Origin of the sequence: Streptomyces sp. R41, assembly GCF_041053055.1 — a bacterium.
In the GTDB taxonomy this organism is placed as follows: Bacteria; Actinomycetota; Actinomycetes; order Streptomycetales; family Streptomycetaceae; genus Streptomyces.
The window spans coordinates 7,703,241-7,718,128 of record NZ_CP163443.1 but is presented as its reverse complement, the minus strand read 5'-3'; the positions used below and the strand labels follow the sequence as shown (position 1 = coordinate 7,718,128).

The window sequence follows — 14,888 nt, the reverse complement described above, 5'->3', positions numbered from 1 at the left end:
CCGACCTCTCAGGACGCCGACCACGGTCTCAAGCGGTCGGCCCTGACCTCGGCACCGTCACCGTCACCCGCAGGCCGTGCGGCTCGTGATGGGCGTACGCGATGGAGCCGCCGCCCGCCGCGAGCAGCGCCCGCGAGATGGACAGGCCGAGACCCGAGCCCTTGATGTTCTGGTGGCCCGCGCTGCGCCAGAAGCGGTCGCCGATGCGGGCCAGGTCCTCGTCGCTGAGGCCGGGGCCGCCGTCGGTGACCACGACCGTCGAGACCTCGCCGTTCGAGGCGACCTTCACCTCGACGCTCTCCCCCTCGGGCGTGAACTTCAGCGCGTTGTCGATGACCGCGTCCAGGGCGCTGGACAGTGTGACCGGATCGACCCAGGCGGTGGTGGCCGGGCAGGTCCCCGCCAGCCGTACGCCCTTGTTCTCGGCGAGCGGCTGCCAGGACGACACGCGCTCGGCCGTCAGCGCGCCGATGTCGGTGAGCCGCAGATCCGCCTCGGCGTGCTCGGCGAGCGCCAGGTCGAGGAGGTCGTCGAGAACCTGGGCGAGGCGCTTGCCCTCGGTGCGGACCGAAGCGATCTCCTCATTGCCCTCCGGCAGTGCGAGCGCGAGCAGCTCGATCCGCAGCAGCAGCGCCGAAAGCGGGTTGCGCAGCTGGTGCGAGGCGTCGGCGACGAAGGCGCGCTGCTGCTCCAGTACATCCTCGACATTGTCCGCCATCTCGTTGAACGACCGGGCCAGGCGCCGGAGTTCCGGCGGACCGCCGGCCGCCGCGACCCGGGACTTGAGGCGTCCGGTGGCGATGTCGTGGGTGGTGGCGTCGAGGACGCGTACGGGTCTGAGCACCCAGCCGGTGAGGCGCAGCGCGGCACCGAGGGCGATGAGCATCGCGGCGACCTCGCCCGCGCCGATGAGCAGCCAGCCGCGCAGGGTCTTCGAACGCATCTGCCCGGTGGGCGAGTCGGTGACGACGACGGCGATGACGTCGCCGTCCCTGATGACCGGGGAGGCCACGACGAGACGGTGGCGCTGCCACGGCCAGACCTGCTCCGGGTCGTGGCTGCGGCGGCTGAAGAGCGCCTCGCTGAAGGCGTCGCGCCCTTCGCCGGTCCTGGGCAGGAACCAGTTCGTCGGGGCATTGGCCATGGGCTTGGCGTTGCGGTAGAAGACGCCGGCCCGTATGCCGTACACGTCGTAATAGCGGGCAAGCTCCTTGTTCAGGGTCTCCTTGCGTTCGTCCGTGCTGTTCGTCTGGGAGCCGGTCGGCGAATCGGTGACGTACTGCGCGAGGGCCGCGAAGCGCGCCGTGTCGTCGATACGGTCGACGACCACCCGCTGCTGCTGGGCGGCCGCGACACTCACGGCGAGCGGAATGCCGAGCGCGAGCAGCACGGCGGCCATCAGGACGATGAGCAGCGGGAGAAGGCGAGTGCGCACCCGTGCCCGCTACGACGCAGGGGCGACGAGCCGGTACCCGACGCCGCGCACGGTCTCGATCAGCGCCGGCATGCGCAGCTTGGAGCGCAGGGACGCGACATGCACCTCCAGGGTGCGCCCGGTCCCCTCCCAACTGGTGCGCCACACCTCGCTGATGATCTGTTCCCGGCGGAACACCACTCCGGGCCGCTGGGCCAGCAGCGCGAGAAGGTCGAACTCCTTGCGGGTCAGTTGGACAACCAAACCGTCCACGGTGACCTGACGGTTGGGGAGTTCGATGTGCACGGGGCCGAGCTTCAGCGCGCTGTCGCCGGGGGCCGAGGCGTCGTCGGGGACACTGCGCCGGCTGACGGCGTGGATACGGGCGAGCAGTTCCCCGGTGTCGTACGGCTTCACTACGTAGTCGTCGGCGCCGAGGTTGAGGCCGTGGATCCGGGAGCGTACGTCGGCGCGCGCCGTGACCATGATCACCGGAGTGCTGGTCCGCTTGCGGATCTTGCCGCAGACCTCGTAGCCGTCCTGGTCGGGCAGGCCCAGGTCGAGCAGGACGACGCCGAACCCGTCGCCCTCGGGGACCAGCGCCTGCAGGGCCTCCTCGCCGCTGCGGGCGTGCGTGACGTCGAAGCCGTGCCGCGCCAGCACCGCGGACAGGGCGGCGGCGACATGGTTGTCGTCCTCGACGAGGAGCAGTCTCATTCCGGCCCCCTCCGGTTCATCGGTCGTACGGTCTCGGCTTGTAGAACGCGATGCACACGCGGGTGCACCATGGAAGTCACGCCGATGGATAAGGATGGCGTCAAGGGCCTTCGGGTTGCGGAGGGCTTCCGTTACCCAGCCGGTACGCGGTCGCGCACCGGCTGCTACGACACGTGTCCGATTGCTACCGGATCGTGATGCTCAAGTTCCCCTCAGATGTAATGACGCTGGTCGTACGGGGTTACTACTGTCCTCCGAAACCGAGGAGGACGGAGCCAAAGAGCGATGACCGAAGTATCGGTGGCCAAGGACGCTGTGGCCGCGACCGACGAACTGGTCGTCCTGAAGAGCGTCAACAAGCACTTCGGCGCGTTGCACGTGCTCCAGGACATCGACCTGACGATCGCCCGGGGCGAGGTCGTCGTGGTCATCGGACCCTCCGGGTCCGGGAAGTCCACCCTGTGCCGCACCATCAACCGCCTGGAGACGATCGATTCGGGCGACATCTCGATCGACGGCAAGCCGCTGCCCGCGGAGGGCAAGGCGCTCGCCCGGCTGCGGGCCGACGTGGGCATGGTCTTCCAGTCCTTCAACCTCTTCGCGCACAAGACGGTGCTCGACAACGTGATGCTGGGCCAGATCAAGGTCCGCAAGGCCGACAAGAAGGCCGCCGAGGAGAAGGCCCGCGCGCTGCTCGACCGCGTCGGCCTCGCCAATCAGGCGGACAAGTACCCCGCGCAACTGTCGGGCGGCCAGCAGCAGCGCGTCGCGATCGCGCGGGCGCTGGCGATGGACCCGAAGGTCATGCTCTTCGACGAGCCGACCTCGGCACTGGACCCCGAGATGATCAACGAGGTCCTTGAGGTCATGCAGCAGCTCGCGCGCGACGGCATGACCATGATCGTCGTCACCCACGAGATGGGCTTCGCTCGTTCGGCTGCCAACCGAGTGGTCTTCATGGCCGACGGTCGGATCGTCGAAGAGGCTGTGCCGGACCAGTTCTTCAGCAATCCCCGCAGCGACCGGGCCAAGGATTTCCTGTCGAAGATCCTGCACCACTGACGGCCCCCATCGCGTCCCTGACGACCTGCGTCACCCGCCCGCGACGGGCGCGCATCTCTTCACCAGCCAAAGGATGTTCACCATGAAGCTCCGCAAGGTCACCGCTTTCGCCGCCACCGCTCTCGTCCTCTCCCTGACCGCGACCGCGTGTGGGGGCGACGACAACAAGGACTCCGGTTCGAGCTCCAGCGGGGGCGGCAAGATCAAGGTCGGCATCAAGTTCGACCAGCCCGGCCTCGGCCTGAAGGAGCCGAACGGTTCCTACTCCGGCTTCGACGTGGACGTGGCGACCTACGTGGCCAAGCAGCTCGGCTACAAGCCCGACCAGATCGAGTTCGTCGAGACCAAGAGCGCCGACCGTGAGAACGCGCTCGCCCGCGGCGACGTCAAGTTCATCGCGGCCACGTACTCGATCACGGACGAGCGCAAGCAGAAGGTCGACTTCGCCGGCCCCTACCTGCTGGCCCACCAGGACCTGCTGGTCAAGGCCAACTCGGACATCTCCAAGGCCACGGACCTCAACGGCAAGAAGCTGTGTTCCGTGACCGGCTCCACCTCGGCGCAGAACATCCACGACACGATCGCCCCGAAGGCCAACCTGCGTGAGTACAGCGGCTACTCGGAGTGCATCGCGGGCCTGCAGAGCGGCGCCGTGGACGCGGTGACCACCGACGACTCGATCCTCGCGGGCTTCGCCGCACAGGACAAGTACAAGGGTCAGTTCAAGCTCGCCGGCCTCAAGCTGAGCAACGAGAACTACGGCGTCGGTGTCAAGAAGGGCGACACCGCGACGGTGAACAAGATCAACTCCGCGCTGGAGAAGATGGTCAGCGACGGCTCCTGGCAGAAGGCGGTCGACAAGAACTTCGGCCCGGCCAACTACAAGAACGAGCCCGCCCCGAAGATCGGCGTCATCGTCAAGTAACCCAGGGATTGACAGGCGCGCCGCCGCCCGCCGCGATCACGGCGGCGGCGCGCCGCGCCCTCCACGTACGCCACACACCCGGAAGCGCGGGAGATCGTGTTCGACTTTCTTCAAGGTTATGACGTCCTCGGGGCGTTCTGGATGACGGTGAAACTCGCCGCCCTCTCCGCCGTCGGCTCCCTTGTCCTGGGCACTGTGCTCGCCGGGATGCGGGTCAGCCCGGTCCCGCTGATGCGCGGGTTCGGCACGGCCTATGTGAACATCGTCCGGAACATCCCCCTGACCGTCATCATCGTCTTCTCCTCGCTCGGCCTCGCCGACATCTTCGGTGTGACGATGGGCGCGTCGGACGACTTCAAACTCCAGGGCTTCCGGCTGGCGGTGCTCGGTTTCGTGGCCTACCACGCGGCCTTCGTCTGCGAGGCAGTCCGCTCGGGCATCAACACCGTGCCCGTCGGGCAGGCCGAGGCGGCACGCGCCATCGGGCTGAACTTCCGTCAGGTGCTGGGGCTCGTCGTTCTCCCGCAGGCCTTCCGTTCGGTGATTGCGCCGCTGGCCAATGTGCTGATCGCGCTGACCAAGAACACGACCGTGGCGGCCGCGATCGGCGTCGCCGAGGCGGCCAGCCTGATGAAGACGATGATGGAGAACGAGGCCCAGACGGTGGCCATCGGCGCGGTGTTCGCGTTCGGCTTCGTGGTACTGACCCTGCCCACCGGCCTCTTCCTGGGCTGGCTGGGGAAGCGACTGGCGGTGAAGCGATGACCTCCGTTCTCTACGACGCCCCCGGCCCCCGCGCCAAGCGGCGCAATATGGTCGTCTCGGTGATCTTCTTCGTCCTGCTCGCCCTGTTCCTGTGGTGGATATGGCGGACGATGGACGACAAGGGCCAGCTGAAGTGGTCCCTGTGGGAGCCGTTCACCACGTCGGACGCCTGGACTACATATCTCCTCCCGGGCCTCCGCAACACCCTGAAGGCCGCGGCGCTCTCCATGGTCATCGCGCTCCCGCTGGGCGCGTTCTTCGGCATCGCCCGCATGTCCGACCACCGGTGGGTCCGGGTCCCGGCCGGTGTGGTGGTCGAGTTCTTCCGGTCGATCCCGGTGCTCCTGCTGATGCTCTTCGCCAACGAGTTCTACGTCCGCTCCACGGACATCAGCAGCGACGAGCGGCCCCTGTACGCCGTCGTCACCGGGCTGGTGCTCTACAACGCGTCGGTCCTCGCCGAGATCGTCCGAGCGGGCATCCTCGCCCTGCCCAAGGGGCAGACGGAGGCCGCCTACGCCATCGGTCTGCGCAAGGGCCAGACGATGACCAGCATTCTGCTCCCGCAGGCCGTCACCGCCATGCTGCCGGCCATCGTCAGCCAGCTCGTCGTCATCGTGAAGGACACCGCCCTGGGCGGCGCGCTGCTGACGTTCCCCGAGCTGCTCAACGCACGCAGCACGCTGGCGGCCAATTACGCCAACGTCATCCCCAGCTTCATCGTGGTGGCGGTCATCTACATCGTGCTGAACTTCCTCCTCACCAGCTTCGCGAGCTGGCTGGAGGGCAGGCTGCGGCGCAGCAAGAAGAGCACGGGCGCGGTCCTCGCCGCCGATGACGCGGTGGAGCTCAACCCCGCGGAGGTCAGGGGCTCCTTCGGCACCGGCGCCGGCGGCACCATCTGATGAACAGTCAAGTGGCATGAACGGCACGGGGGCAGTGGCATGATCGCCACTGCCCCCGTCACTTGACGCAAGCACCGGCAATGGGTTGCATACGTTCTGTGATCGTGCACCCCGCTCCAACTGCCTGTTCCCGTATGTCCCTCAGGACACCGCTCCGGGCAGGGGGCAGCGCGCCGTGGACCCGGTGATCATCGTCGGAGCGGGGCCCGTGGGGCTCACGCTCGCCCTGGCCCTGGCCCGCCAGGAGGTCCCCTCCGTGGTCCTCGACGAGGGTCCGGGCAAGGACGAACAGCGGCTCGCGCGGACGGTGGTGCTGCGCGAGGACACGGCCGCGCTCGTCGAGCGGCTGACGGATTTTCCCCTCTCCGAGGCCGGTTTCCGTTGGGCCGGATGGCGGTCGATGCGTCGCAAGCAGGTGATGCGCGAGATCGACTTCGATGCGGTCGGCGCGGAGGGCGCCACGCACGGCGCCCGGGACAGCGCGCACGGCTCGGGAAGCGGCGCGCCGGAGTCCGAACGCGCCGACGTCCCCGCCCCGCTGCACATCGCCCAGCACGCGCTGACCGGTGCCCTGCGCGACGCCATCGTGCACGAGCGGCTGATCAAGGTCGCCGTGAACAGCCGCCTCGACTCCATCGAGCAGGAGACGTCGGGCGTGACCGCACACACCCGTGGCCCCAAGGGCACGTGGTGGCGCGGCAGTTACCTCGTCGGCTGCGACGGACCGCGCTCGACCGTGCGCAAACTCCAGGACATCCGCTTCCCCGGACGTACGGCCGTCGAGCGACACGCCGTGGCGGCCCTGCGTGCGGAACTTCCGTGGCCCGGCGAGGCGTTGTTGCATCGGATGCCGCCGTGGCGGACGTCGGGCCCCTCGGCCGGGGAGGTGACCGCGCGCCCCCTCGCCGACGACGCGTGGCGCCTCGACTGGCTGCTGCCGCCCGGCAAGGACCTGGTCACGCCCGATCTGCTGCTGGCGCGCATCCGGGAGACCCTCGCGGGCTGGAGCGGGGGCTCCACACCCCCGTACGAGCTGCTTGACACCGGAGTCCACACCGTCCACCACCGCCTCGCCCGCCGGTGGCGGGTCGGCCGGGTCTTCCTGGCCGGGGACGCCGCGCATCTGCTCGGCGCGCTCGGCACCCAGGGCCTGGACGAGGGCCTGCGGGACGCCGACAACCTCGCCTGGAAGCTGGCGCTGGCCTGGCACCACGGGCCGCACGAGACGCTGCTGGACAGCTACCAGGTGGAGCGGCGCGCCGTCGTCGCCGCCCGCCTGCGCGCCGCCGACCAGGCGCTGCCGCTGCTGCGCGGCGGCGGGGGCCTGCGCTCGTACGTGCCCGGATCGGCTCGCGGCCACGACGCGTTGCTCACGGACGGCCATCTGGGGCGTGGCCCGCTCGGCGCGCCGGGGGCGTACGCCGATTCGCCACTCTCGCCTCCGTACGCCGAGTCGGCCGCCCCGGTGGATACGCCGCCCGGCGCGCCGGTCACCGATGTGCGGGTGACCGCGGAGGACGGCTCCTTCGTCCGACTGCGGGAGCGGCTCGGGCGCGGGGTCCTGCTCGTGGTGCTCATCGCACCGGGTACGGGTGTGTGGGAGCGCAAACACTGGGTGACCGCCGGGATTATGCCCCGGCTCGCGGCCGCCGTGACCGCGCTGCCGCACCACGCCGAGCTGCTGGTCACCGAGAGTTACCCGGGCGCGGCCGCGCACACTGTGCTCCTCGTCCGCCCCGACGGCCATCTGGTCACCGCGCTCAGCGGGGTCCGCCCGGCCGATCTGTACGCGGCGGCCGAGGCAACGCTCGGCGGACCCACGAAGGCGGAGGCCACGGCGGGGACGGGCTGAGCCCGCCCTGACGGAGTACAGGCGGAGCCGGCGCTGACGGTCCGGGCCATCGGGAATCGAGGGCGTCCGAGCCCACGGTGACTGTCCGGGCCGGCGCTGGAGATCACCGTCGTCCGTGACGTCCGAGGAGCCCGAGGCCGGGGTCGTGCCAGCCCGGGGTGACGGTACGAGCCGCCGCCCGAGACCGGAGCCGTGCCAGCCCGGGGTGACGGTGCGGGCGGCCGCCCGAGACTGGGGCTTACCAGCCCGGGTGACGGTCCGGACCGCCCGGAATCCGGCGTGTCCGAGTCCCCGGTCCGCCGTCCGGACCGCCTGCGACCCGGGGCGTCGAGGCCCGACGCCCGGCCGGGCCCAAGGCCATCGGCCGGGCGCACGGTCACCGTGCGTCCACATGGCGACGGCGAGTTGACCGGTCTGCACCGCCATGGTGTACTCCGGATCGTGACCGACACCTGTGTGCGCCTGTGGCGGAGGGTCCATATGGACCTCGTCCGCTATGCGGGCTGCGTGTGTCGCCCGTCCTGCTGAATTCGCATCCCATAACCTCCGCGCGCCGCCTGTGTGCTGCCGCGCGCTCCCACGCGAACCCTCAGGACGGTACGAGTGTCTGTGTCCCCCTCTGTCTCCGCACCCCCACAAACTCCCACCCAGGCCGACCTGCTCGACTTCGTACGCCGTACGGCCGCCGACGTCGAGCTGATCGCCTCGCTCCCGCTCGACCCCGAGGGCCGTACCTGGGTGCGCCTCGAAGGCCCGGGCGGCAGTGAGGCCTGGCTCATCGGCTGGCCTCCCGGCACCGGAACCGGCTGGCACGACCACGCCGAATCGGTCGGCGCCTTCCTCACCGCGTCGGGCGAACTGAAGGAGAACTCGCTCACCGCGCGGTTGCCCGCCGACGGCTGGAAGACCCTGGAACTCTCCGAAGGCATCGACCAGCAGCGAACACTTCCGGCGGGCAAGGGCCGCTCCTTCGGCCGCCACCATGTGCACGAGGTACTCAACGAGTCCACCGAAGAGCACGCGATCTCGGTCCACGCCTACTACCCGCCGCTCCCGCAGATCCGCCGCTACAGCCGCACCGGCCAGGTGCTGCGCCTGGAACATGTCGAGCGTCCGGAGGACTGGCAGTGATCTCGCAACGCCCCGTGGGCATCGACGAGTTGCTGGAGCAGGTCCGCGAGGGTCTGGATCGTGTGGAGGCCAAGGAAGCCTACGAAGCCGCGCAGGCGGGCGAGGCGCTCCTGGTCGACACTCGCTACGCCGCCCTGCGCGAGCGCGACGGGCTGATCCCCGGCGCCCTCGTCGTCGAGCGCAACGAACTGGAGTGGCGGCTCGACCCCCAGGGCAGCCACCGCACCCAGGAAGCCACGAGCCACGATCTGCGGGTCGTGGTGTTCTGCAACGAGGGCTACGCGTCGAGCCTCGCGGCCGCGTCCCTGCGGCAGTTGGGCCTGCACCGGGCCACCGATCTGGTCGGAGGATTCCAGGCCTGGAAGTCGGCCGGGTTGCCGGTGACCGCAGCCTAGCCCGCACAGAGAATTCCTCAGGCCGTTCGGAGGGTCCTTCAAGTCGTACAGAAGGTTCTTCAGGTCCTACGTAGTGGTGGGCGCCCCTTGGCGTAAGGGGCGCCCACCACTGCGCACTGCCCCTTACTCCTTGGCCGTGGCCACCGTGACGGGGCGAACCTGCAACGCGACCCGGCCCGGCAGCGCGGTGGCGACGAGGGCGAGCACTCCGGCGACCGCGACGACGGTCACGTACACCAGTGGCGTGACCGCCGGAGCCGCGCTGCCCGTCATTCCGACACTGAAGGCGGTCAGGACGGCGAGCGCGATGCCGCTGCCGAGCGCGGTGGCGAGCAGCAGCACCGACAGCGTCTCGGTCCGCAGCATCCGCAGCACCTGCCGGCGCGTCGCCCCGGCGAGGCGGAGCATCGCGAACTCGCGGACCCGCTCGGAGACCGACATGCCGAGCGTGTTGACGACGGCGATGGCGGTGAAGGCCAGGACCAGCCCCATGGCGAGGTAGTTGACCTCCGCATTCGCCTGCTGACGCGCGGCCTGGATCGAATCGGCGGCGGCCGGAGCGAGGACGTGGACCGCCGGGAACTCACGGAGAGTAGTCGCGAGTTGTGTCTGTGTACGGGCGGTGCTGACGAGGACGGAGGTGGCGAGCGGGTTGTCCACGTGTCGGGCGACAAGGTCATGGGCGAAGGTGAGGTCGCCGAACCCGAGACCCTTGGCGTAGACGGCGGCGACGGTGAGCGTGACGGGCGTGCCGTCGCCGAGAGTGAGCTTCAGGGTGCTGCCGGGCTTCAAGTGAAGCTGGTCCGCGGCGAGTTCACTGACGGCGACGGTGCTGTCCTTGAGGTCGTGCAGGGAGCCCCCGGTGACGTCCGGGTCCCATGTTCGGGTCAGACCGGCCGGTGTGACGCCCTGAGCCGCGTACTTGTCCAGGCCCACCCGGACGGTCGTACGGACCACTTCGGTGACGACGTCGTGGTGCGTACGCAGCTGCCGCGCGGCCTCGGCCGGGACGCCGGGGCCCTGGGCGGCGAGCACCCAGTCGGCGCGGATGCCCTCGCGTGCCTGGGCCCGGGCCGCGTCGCCGAGGGTCGGCTGGACGAAGAGGACTGTGCAGGTCATACCGATGAGGAGGGTGAGGGGAGTGACGACGGAGGCCATGCGGGCCGCGTTGCCGCGGAGGTTGGCGCGTGCGAGACGGCCGCCGGGACCGGTCAGCCGCAGTGGACCCGCGAGTACGACCGCGGCCGCCTTGACCAGGAGCGGGCCGAGCAGTGCCACGGCGGAGGCGAGGACGACAACGGCCAGGAAGGTCACGGGGGTTGAGGCGGGCTCGGTGCGCAGCACGCTGAGCACGGCGACAAGGACGGCGCCGCCGGCGAGCAGCGCGAGACCGGCGAGGACGCGTCCCCATGCGGGGCGAGTGCCCTCGACCCGGGCTTCGGCGAGCGCCTCGGCCGGGCGGATCCGGGTGATACGTCGGGACGAGATACGCGCGGCGGCCCAGGCGCCGAGAAGCGTGGCACTGACCGCGGCGAACAGCGGGAAGACGCTGACGGTGTGCTGAAGCGTGGCCGGGACGGCGCCCATGGCGACGAACCGACTGTGCAGCCAGCTGCCCAGCGGCAGTCCCGCGAGCGCGCCGGTCGCTCCGGCGGCCGCCCCGACTATCAGGGCCTCCCTGCCGAGGAGTGCGCGGATCTGGCCCGGCGTGGCGGCGATGGCGCGCAGCAGGGCGAGTTCGCGATGACGTTGCTGCACGGAGAGCGCGAAGGTGCCGACGACCACCAGGACGGCCACGAGCAACGAGGTGCCGCCCATCGCACCGCCCATGCTGACCAGCTTCGTCCGGGCGGCGGCCGCGTCCCGGAACTCGACCGGGCCACGCTCGTCTCCCGCGCTGACCTGCGCGGTGGTGCCATGCAGCGCCTGGGCCACGGACTGCTCGAGGGTGGCGACGTCCGTGCCCTTGGCGGGCAGCACGCCGAAGGCGGTGACCTGCCCGGGGTGCGCGGCCAGACGCCGGGCCTCGGCGGCCGAGAAGAAGAGGGACGTCTGGTGGAGTACGGCCTTGGCGGGCTCGGCGATTCCGGTGACCCGATAGGCGCGCGGGGACTGCGTCGACTGGACGGTGAGGCGATCGCCGGGCTTGAGGTGGGCCCGCTCCGCGAAGTGACGGTCGACGACGAGGTCGCCGTCAGTCTTGGGCGCGGTTCCGGTGGTGAGCGTGTACGGCGTCAGCGCGGCGGAGTCCCAGGCGTGACCGTAGGCGGGCCGGTTTTTGTCGACGCTCCCGGTGCGGGTCAACGGCTGGGTCAGGAACGTCAGTTCGGGGATGACTCGGTCCACCCCGGGGGCCCGGCGGAGCCGTGCGGCCAGGTCGCCGGACAGCCAGGCCCGTTCGGCGATGGGCTTGGCCTTGTGCTTGACCTTGGTCTTGCCCTTCTTGTGCTTGACGGTGGTCTGGTGGACGTTCTGGTCGGCCGACACCACGACGGGGGTCGCGGCATACCGCTCGGTGCGGATCGTCCCGCGCAAGCCTGTCTCGAGAAGGGTGCCACAGGCGGTGATGAGGGCGGCCGCGCACATCAGGGCGAGGAAGGCACCGAGGAAGCCGCCTTTGCGGGCCCGGACGGTCTGCAGGGCGTAGCGCAGCATCATGAGGGGTCGCTCTCTTTCCTGTTGTGACGTGCGTTCTGGTCTCCGCCGCGGGACGCCGGACGGCTCTCGGGCTCGGCGTCAGGGGCCGGGAAGGCAAGGAACCGGGTGAGTACCGTGCGCGCGTCGGGCGGAGTGTCGGCTTCCGGGCGCTTGTAGCGGTTGAGGAGCGCGATGTACTCCTCGAAGAACGCGCGGAGTTCGGGGAGCGTCAGCCGGATGCTGCCGCGCGAGTACGGAAAGGCGTCGGCCCAGGGGTCATCACCTGCGTCTCCTTGGAGCTGCAGCTGCTCGAAGAGTTCGAGGTCGGCGGCGTACGCGTGGTGGTTCAACTCGTCCATGACGAGCCGCATCTCGGGGCTCTGACGGCTGCGCGGCGGGAAGCGCCGGTCACCGGGGACGGCCCGCCACCAGCGCTGCCGACCGTGGCCGTTGCCCTCGACCTGTTCCTCCACGAAGCCGTACCGCGCGAGCTCGCGCAGGTGGTAGCTGGTGGCACCCGTGTTGAGTCCCAGCGCTCGGGCCAGCGTCGCCGACGTGGCGGGGCCGTGCACGGTGAGGTGCTGGAGCATGCGCTGCCGACGGGGCTGCGCGAGGGCCTTGAGCGCGGCGAGGTCGGAGAGCTCTATGGGGGCATGCGATGCCTTCGGGGGTACTTCCGCTTCCGCGCCGGGTTCCTGTGCCATGCGTACACAGTCGTCTGTGCACATGTGTCTGTGCATTGCGGCGGCCCGGCGTCTTCAGACGGGGGTTAACCCCACCCCTGCGACCGGGAGTTAAGCCGCTCCCCGGGCATCCGTCCGGGCCCTGAACGCGATCGGCGCCCCCGCGCGTCTACCGTGTTCAGGGCCCGCGATCGGACTACGGCGCCCCGGCCGAGCCGGTTCTGGGTTACCGCGGTCCGGGCTCCCGGGTTCCGAAGGCACGCCGGGAACTCTGGGCCGACGTCCTCCGGCCCTCATAGGGTCGGACCCTCTTGTCCCCGAGGGAGTTCAGAAATCCATCGTCCCCGAGAGGGTCAGAAACCCTCGTCCCCGAGCCCCTCCGTGTCCTCGCCCTCTTCCTCCAGCGCCTGGCGGACCACGCGCAGGGCCATGCCCTCTGCGTAGCCCTTGCGGGCGAGCATGCCCGCAAGACGCCGCAGTCGCTTGTCGCGGTCGAGGCCGCGCGTGGAGCGCAGCTTGCGGGCGACCAGCTCGCGCGCGGTCGCCTCTTCCTGCTCGGAGTCGAGCTGTCCAACGGCCTCGTCGATCAGCGTCGAGTCCACGCCCTTGGTCCGCAGCTCCTGCGCGAGCGCCCGTCTGGCCAGACCCCGGCCGTGGTGCCGGGACTCCACCCAGGCGTCCGCGAAGGCACTGTCGTTGATCAGGCCGACCTCCTCGAACCGTGACAGCACCGCATCCGCCACGTCGTCCGGGATCTCGCGCTTGCGCAGTGCGTCGGCGAGCTGCTTTCGCGTGCGCGGGGTCCCGGTGAGCAGGCGCAGACAGATCGCCCGCGCCCGCTCAGCCGGGTCCCCTGGGGGCTCCCCCTTCTCGGCCCTCGACGAGGAAGGGGCGCCTCCGTCCTGTGGGTCGCCGGACGGCTCGCCGAAACCGGCACGCCTCCGACGCCCTCGTCCACCACGCGGCCCGCCGTCACCACGCCGACCACCGCCTCGGCGCGAGCCATCACCCGGCGGGCCGTCACCGCGCCGCGGGCCTCCGCCCGGCGCACCTTCGCCGTCCGGATCCCCGCCGTAGAACGCGTCGTCGCCGTATCCCCTGTCACCTTCTCCGGCCGAGCCGCCGTTGCCCCCGTCGTACCCCTGCCCTGGCCCCTCCGGGGCGACAGGGGAGGCGTACTCGGCCCAGTCGGTTCGTCGCGTCACGGGCTAGCTCTTGGCCGCCGTGGCCTTGGACTTGGCGGCCTTGGCCGCCGGAGCGGGCACCGTCTTCGCGGCGTCGTCCGGGGCGGCCGAGACTGCCGCGTCCGCGCCCGGCTCCGCGGTGGGCTCCACGGGCTTCACGCCGACGCCCAGCTTCTCCTTGATCTTCTTCTCGATCTCGTTGGCGAGGTCGGGGTTGTCCTTCAGGAAGTTGCGCGCGTTCTCCTTGCCCTGGCCGAGCTGGTCGCCCTCGTACGTGTACCAGGCGCCGGCCTTGCGGACGAAGCCGTGCTCCACGCCCATGTCGATCAGGCCGCCCTCGCGGCTGATGCCATGCCCGTAGAGGATGTCGAACTCGGCCTGCTTGAAGGGCGGCGCGACCTTGTTCTTCACGACCTTGACGCGGGTGCGGTTGCCGACCGCGTCGGTGCCGTCCTTCAACGTCTCGATGCGACGGATGTCGAGCCGTACCGAGGCGTAGAACTTCAGCGCCCGGCCACCCGTCGTGGTCTCCGGGGAGCCGAACATCACGCCGATCTTCTCGCGGAGCTGGTTGATGAAGATCGCGGTGGTCTTCGACTGGTTGAGCGCGCTGGTGATCTTCCGCAGGGCCTGGCTCATCAGGCGGGCCTGCAGACCCACGTGCGAGTCACCCATCTCGCCCTCGATCTCCGCGCGCGGCACCAGGGCGGCGACGGAGTCGATGACGATGAGGTCGAGTGCGCCGGAGCGGACCAGCATGTCCACGATTTCCAGAGCCTGCTCGCCGTTGTCCGGCTGCGACAGGATCAGGTTGTCGATGTCGACGCCGAGCTTCTTCGCGTACTCGGGGTCGAGGGCGTGCTCGGCGTCCACGAAGGCCACCTGGCCGCCGGCCTTCTGCGCATTCGCCACCGCGTGCAGGGTCAGGGTCGTCTTACCGGAGGACTCCGGGCCGTACACCTCCACTACTCGGCCGCGCGGCAGGCCGCCGACACCGAGGGCGACGTCGAGCGCGGTCGACCCGGTGGGGATGACCTCGATGGGCTCATTCGGCCGCTCGCCCAGGCGCATCACTGCGCCCTTGCCGAATTGCCGTTCAATCTGTGCGAGCGCGGCGTCGAGCGCCTTCTCGCGGTCGGTTCCTGCCATGGGTTCCACCCGGTTTGCTTGAGTCGATCGCTTCACGTCAAAGACGCTAACGCCTGCCACTGACAATGC

At 70.1% G+C, this 14,888-nt stretch carries 14 protein-coding genes; 8 read left to right on the top strand and 6 right to left on the bottom strand.

The genetic code is table 11. The annotated features are described in order from the left end of the window. Positions 1 to 28: 28 nt before the first annotated feature. Both AB5J53_RS35180 and AB5J53_RS35175 read right to left on the bottom strand, forming a co-directional pair. A complete protein-coding gene (locus AB5J53_RS35180; protein ID WP_369249628.1) occupies positions 29 to 1,435 on the bottom strand; it encodes a sensor histidine kinase in 1,407 nt (468 codons plus the stop codon). A gap of 9 nt (positions 1,436 to 1,444) precedes the next feature. Further along, positions 1,445 to 2,131, bottom strand: coding sequence for a response regulator transcription factor (locus tag AB5J53_RS35175; protein ID WP_369249627.1), 687 nt, complete (start codon positions 2,129 to 2,131; stop codon positions 1,445 to 1,447). Positions 2,132 to 2,416: 285 nt separating this feature from the next. Between AB5J53_RS35175 and AB5J53_RS35170 the strand changes: the two genes are divergently transcribed. The 8 genes from AB5J53_RS35170 (at position 2,417) to AB5J53_RS35135 (ending at position 9,166) form a co-directional block, all read left to right on the top strand. Beyond that, a complete protein-coding gene (locus AB5J53_RS35170) occupies positions 2,417 to 3,193 on the top strand; it encodes an amino acid ABC transporter ATP-binding protein (protein WP_189188190.1) in 777 nt (258 codons plus the stop codon). A gap of 82 nt (positions 3,194 to 3,275) precedes the next feature. Beyond that, on the top strand, positions 3,276 to 4,118 hold the full coding sequence (locus AB5J53_RS35165; RefSeq protein WP_369249626.1) for a glutamate ABC transporter substrate-binding protein: 843 nt from the start codon (positions 3,276 to 3,278) through the stop codon (positions 4,116 to 4,118). A 96-nt stretch (positions 4,119 to 4,214) separates the two neighbouring features. Then, positions 4,215 to 4,883, top strand: coding sequence for an amino acid ABC transporter permease (locus AB5J53_RS35160; RefSeq protein WP_369249625.1), 669 nt, complete (start codon positions 4,215 to 4,217; stop codon positions 4,881 to 4,883). After that, on the top strand, positions 4,880 to 5,788 hold the full coding sequence (locus tag AB5J53_RS35155) for an amino acid ABC transporter permease (protein WP_369249624.1): 909 nt from the start codon (positions 4,880 to 4,882) through the stop codon (positions 5,786 to 5,788). Before AB5J53_RS35160 ends, AB5J53_RS35155 begins: the two co-directional genes overlap by 4 nt. Positions 5,789 to 5,963: 175 nt before the next feature. Then, positions 5,964 to 7,640, top strand: coding sequence for an FAD-dependent monooxygenase (locus AB5J53_RS35150; RefSeq protein ID WP_369249623.1), 1,677 nt, complete (start codon positions 5,964 to 5,966; stop codon positions 7,638 to 7,640). Between the two features lie 192 nt (positions 7,641 to 7,832). Continuing rightward, entirely contained in the window at positions 7,833 to 8,168 is a 336-nt protein-coding gene (locus AB5J53_RS35145; protein WP_369249622.1) for a putative leader peptide, read from the top strand. Between the two features lie 75 nt (positions 8,169 to 8,243). Further along, positions 8,244 to 8,771 carry a cysteine dioxygenase gene (locus AB5J53_RS35140; RefSeq protein ID WP_369249621.1) on the top strand — a complete coding sequence of 176 codons (528 nt, stop codon included), beginning with the start codon at positions 8,244 to 8,246 and terminating at the stop codon, positions 8,769 to 8,771. Beyond that, a complete protein-coding gene (locus tag AB5J53_RS35135) occupies positions 8,762 to 9,166 on the top strand; it encodes a rhodanese-like domain-containing protein (protein WP_369252650.1) in 405 nt (134 codons plus the stop codon). Before AB5J53_RS35140 ends, AB5J53_RS35135 begins: the two co-directional genes overlap by 10 nt. A 123-nt stretch (positions 9,167 to 9,289) precedes the next feature. Here the strand turns inward: AB5J53_RS35135 and AB5J53_RS35130 are convergent, their stop codons facing one another. The 4 genes from AB5J53_RS35130 to recA all read right to left on the bottom strand — a co-directional run bounded on the left by AB5J53_RS35130 (position 9,290) and on the right by recA (position 14,819). Beyond that, positions 9,290 to 11,824, bottom strand: a complete 2,535-nt coding sequence (locus tag AB5J53_RS35130; RefSeq protein WP_369249620.1) for an ABC transporter permease — start codon at positions 11,822 to 11,824, stop codon at positions 9,290 to 9,292. After that, on the bottom strand, positions 11,821 to 12,507 hold the full coding sequence (locus AB5J53_RS35125) for an ArsR/SmtB family transcription factor (RefSeq protein WP_369249619.1): 687 nt from the start codon (positions 12,505 to 12,507) through the stop codon (positions 11,821 to 11,823). The genes AB5J53_RS35130 and AB5J53_RS35125 overlap by 4 nt, the downstream gene beginning before the upstream one ends. Positions 12,508 to 12,839: 332 nt before the next feature. Then, complete coding sequence (gene recX, locus AB5J53_RS35120) at positions 12,840 to 13,691, bottom strand: recombination regulator RecX (RefSeq protein ID WP_369249618.1); 852 nt, start codon at positions 13,689 to 13,691, stop codon at positions 12,840 to 12,842. A 3-nt stretch (positions 13,692 to 13,694) separates the two neighbouring features. Beyond that, positions 13,695 to 14,819, bottom strand: coding sequence for a recombinase RecA (gene recA / locus AB5J53_RS35115; RefSeq protein WP_369249617.1), 1,125 nt, complete (start codon positions 14,817 to 14,819; stop codon positions 13,695 to 13,697). Between the last annotated feature and the right edge of the window lie 69 nt (positions 14,820 to 14,888).

What these genes read in the sequence shown, in the direction of transcription:
- AB5J53_RS35175 (WP_369249627.1), bottom strand. Translation starts at nt 2,131, where the DNA reads ATGAGACTGCTCCTCGTCGAGGACGACAACCATGTCGCCGCCGCCCTG.
- AB5J53_RS35130 (WP_369249620.1), bottom strand. Translation starts at nt 11,824, where the DNA reads ATGATGCTGCGCTACGCCCTGCAGACCGTCCGGGCCCGCAAAGGCGGC.
- AB5J53_RS35170 (WP_189188190.1), top strand. Translation starts at nt 2,417, where the DNA reads ATGACCGAAGTATCGGTGGCCAAGGACGCTGTGGCCGCGACCGACGAA.
- AB5J53_RS35165 (WP_369249626.1), top strand. Translation starts at nt 3,276, where the DNA reads ATGAAGCTCCGCAAGGTCACCGCTTTCGCCGCCACCGCTCTCGTCCTC.
- recA (WP_369249617.1), bottom strand. Translation starts at nt 14,819, where the DNA reads ATGGCAGGAACCGACCGCGAGAAGGCGCTCGACGCCGCGCTCGCACAG.
- AB5J53_RS35155 (WP_369249624.1), top strand. Translation starts at nt 4,880, where the DNA reads ATGACCTCCGTTCTCTACGACGCCCCCGGCCCCCGCGCCAAGCGGCGC.
- AB5J53_RS35125 (WP_369249619.1), bottom strand. Translation starts at nt 12,507, where the DNA reads ATGGCACAGGAACCCGGCGCGGAAGCGGAAGTACCCCCGAAGGCATCG.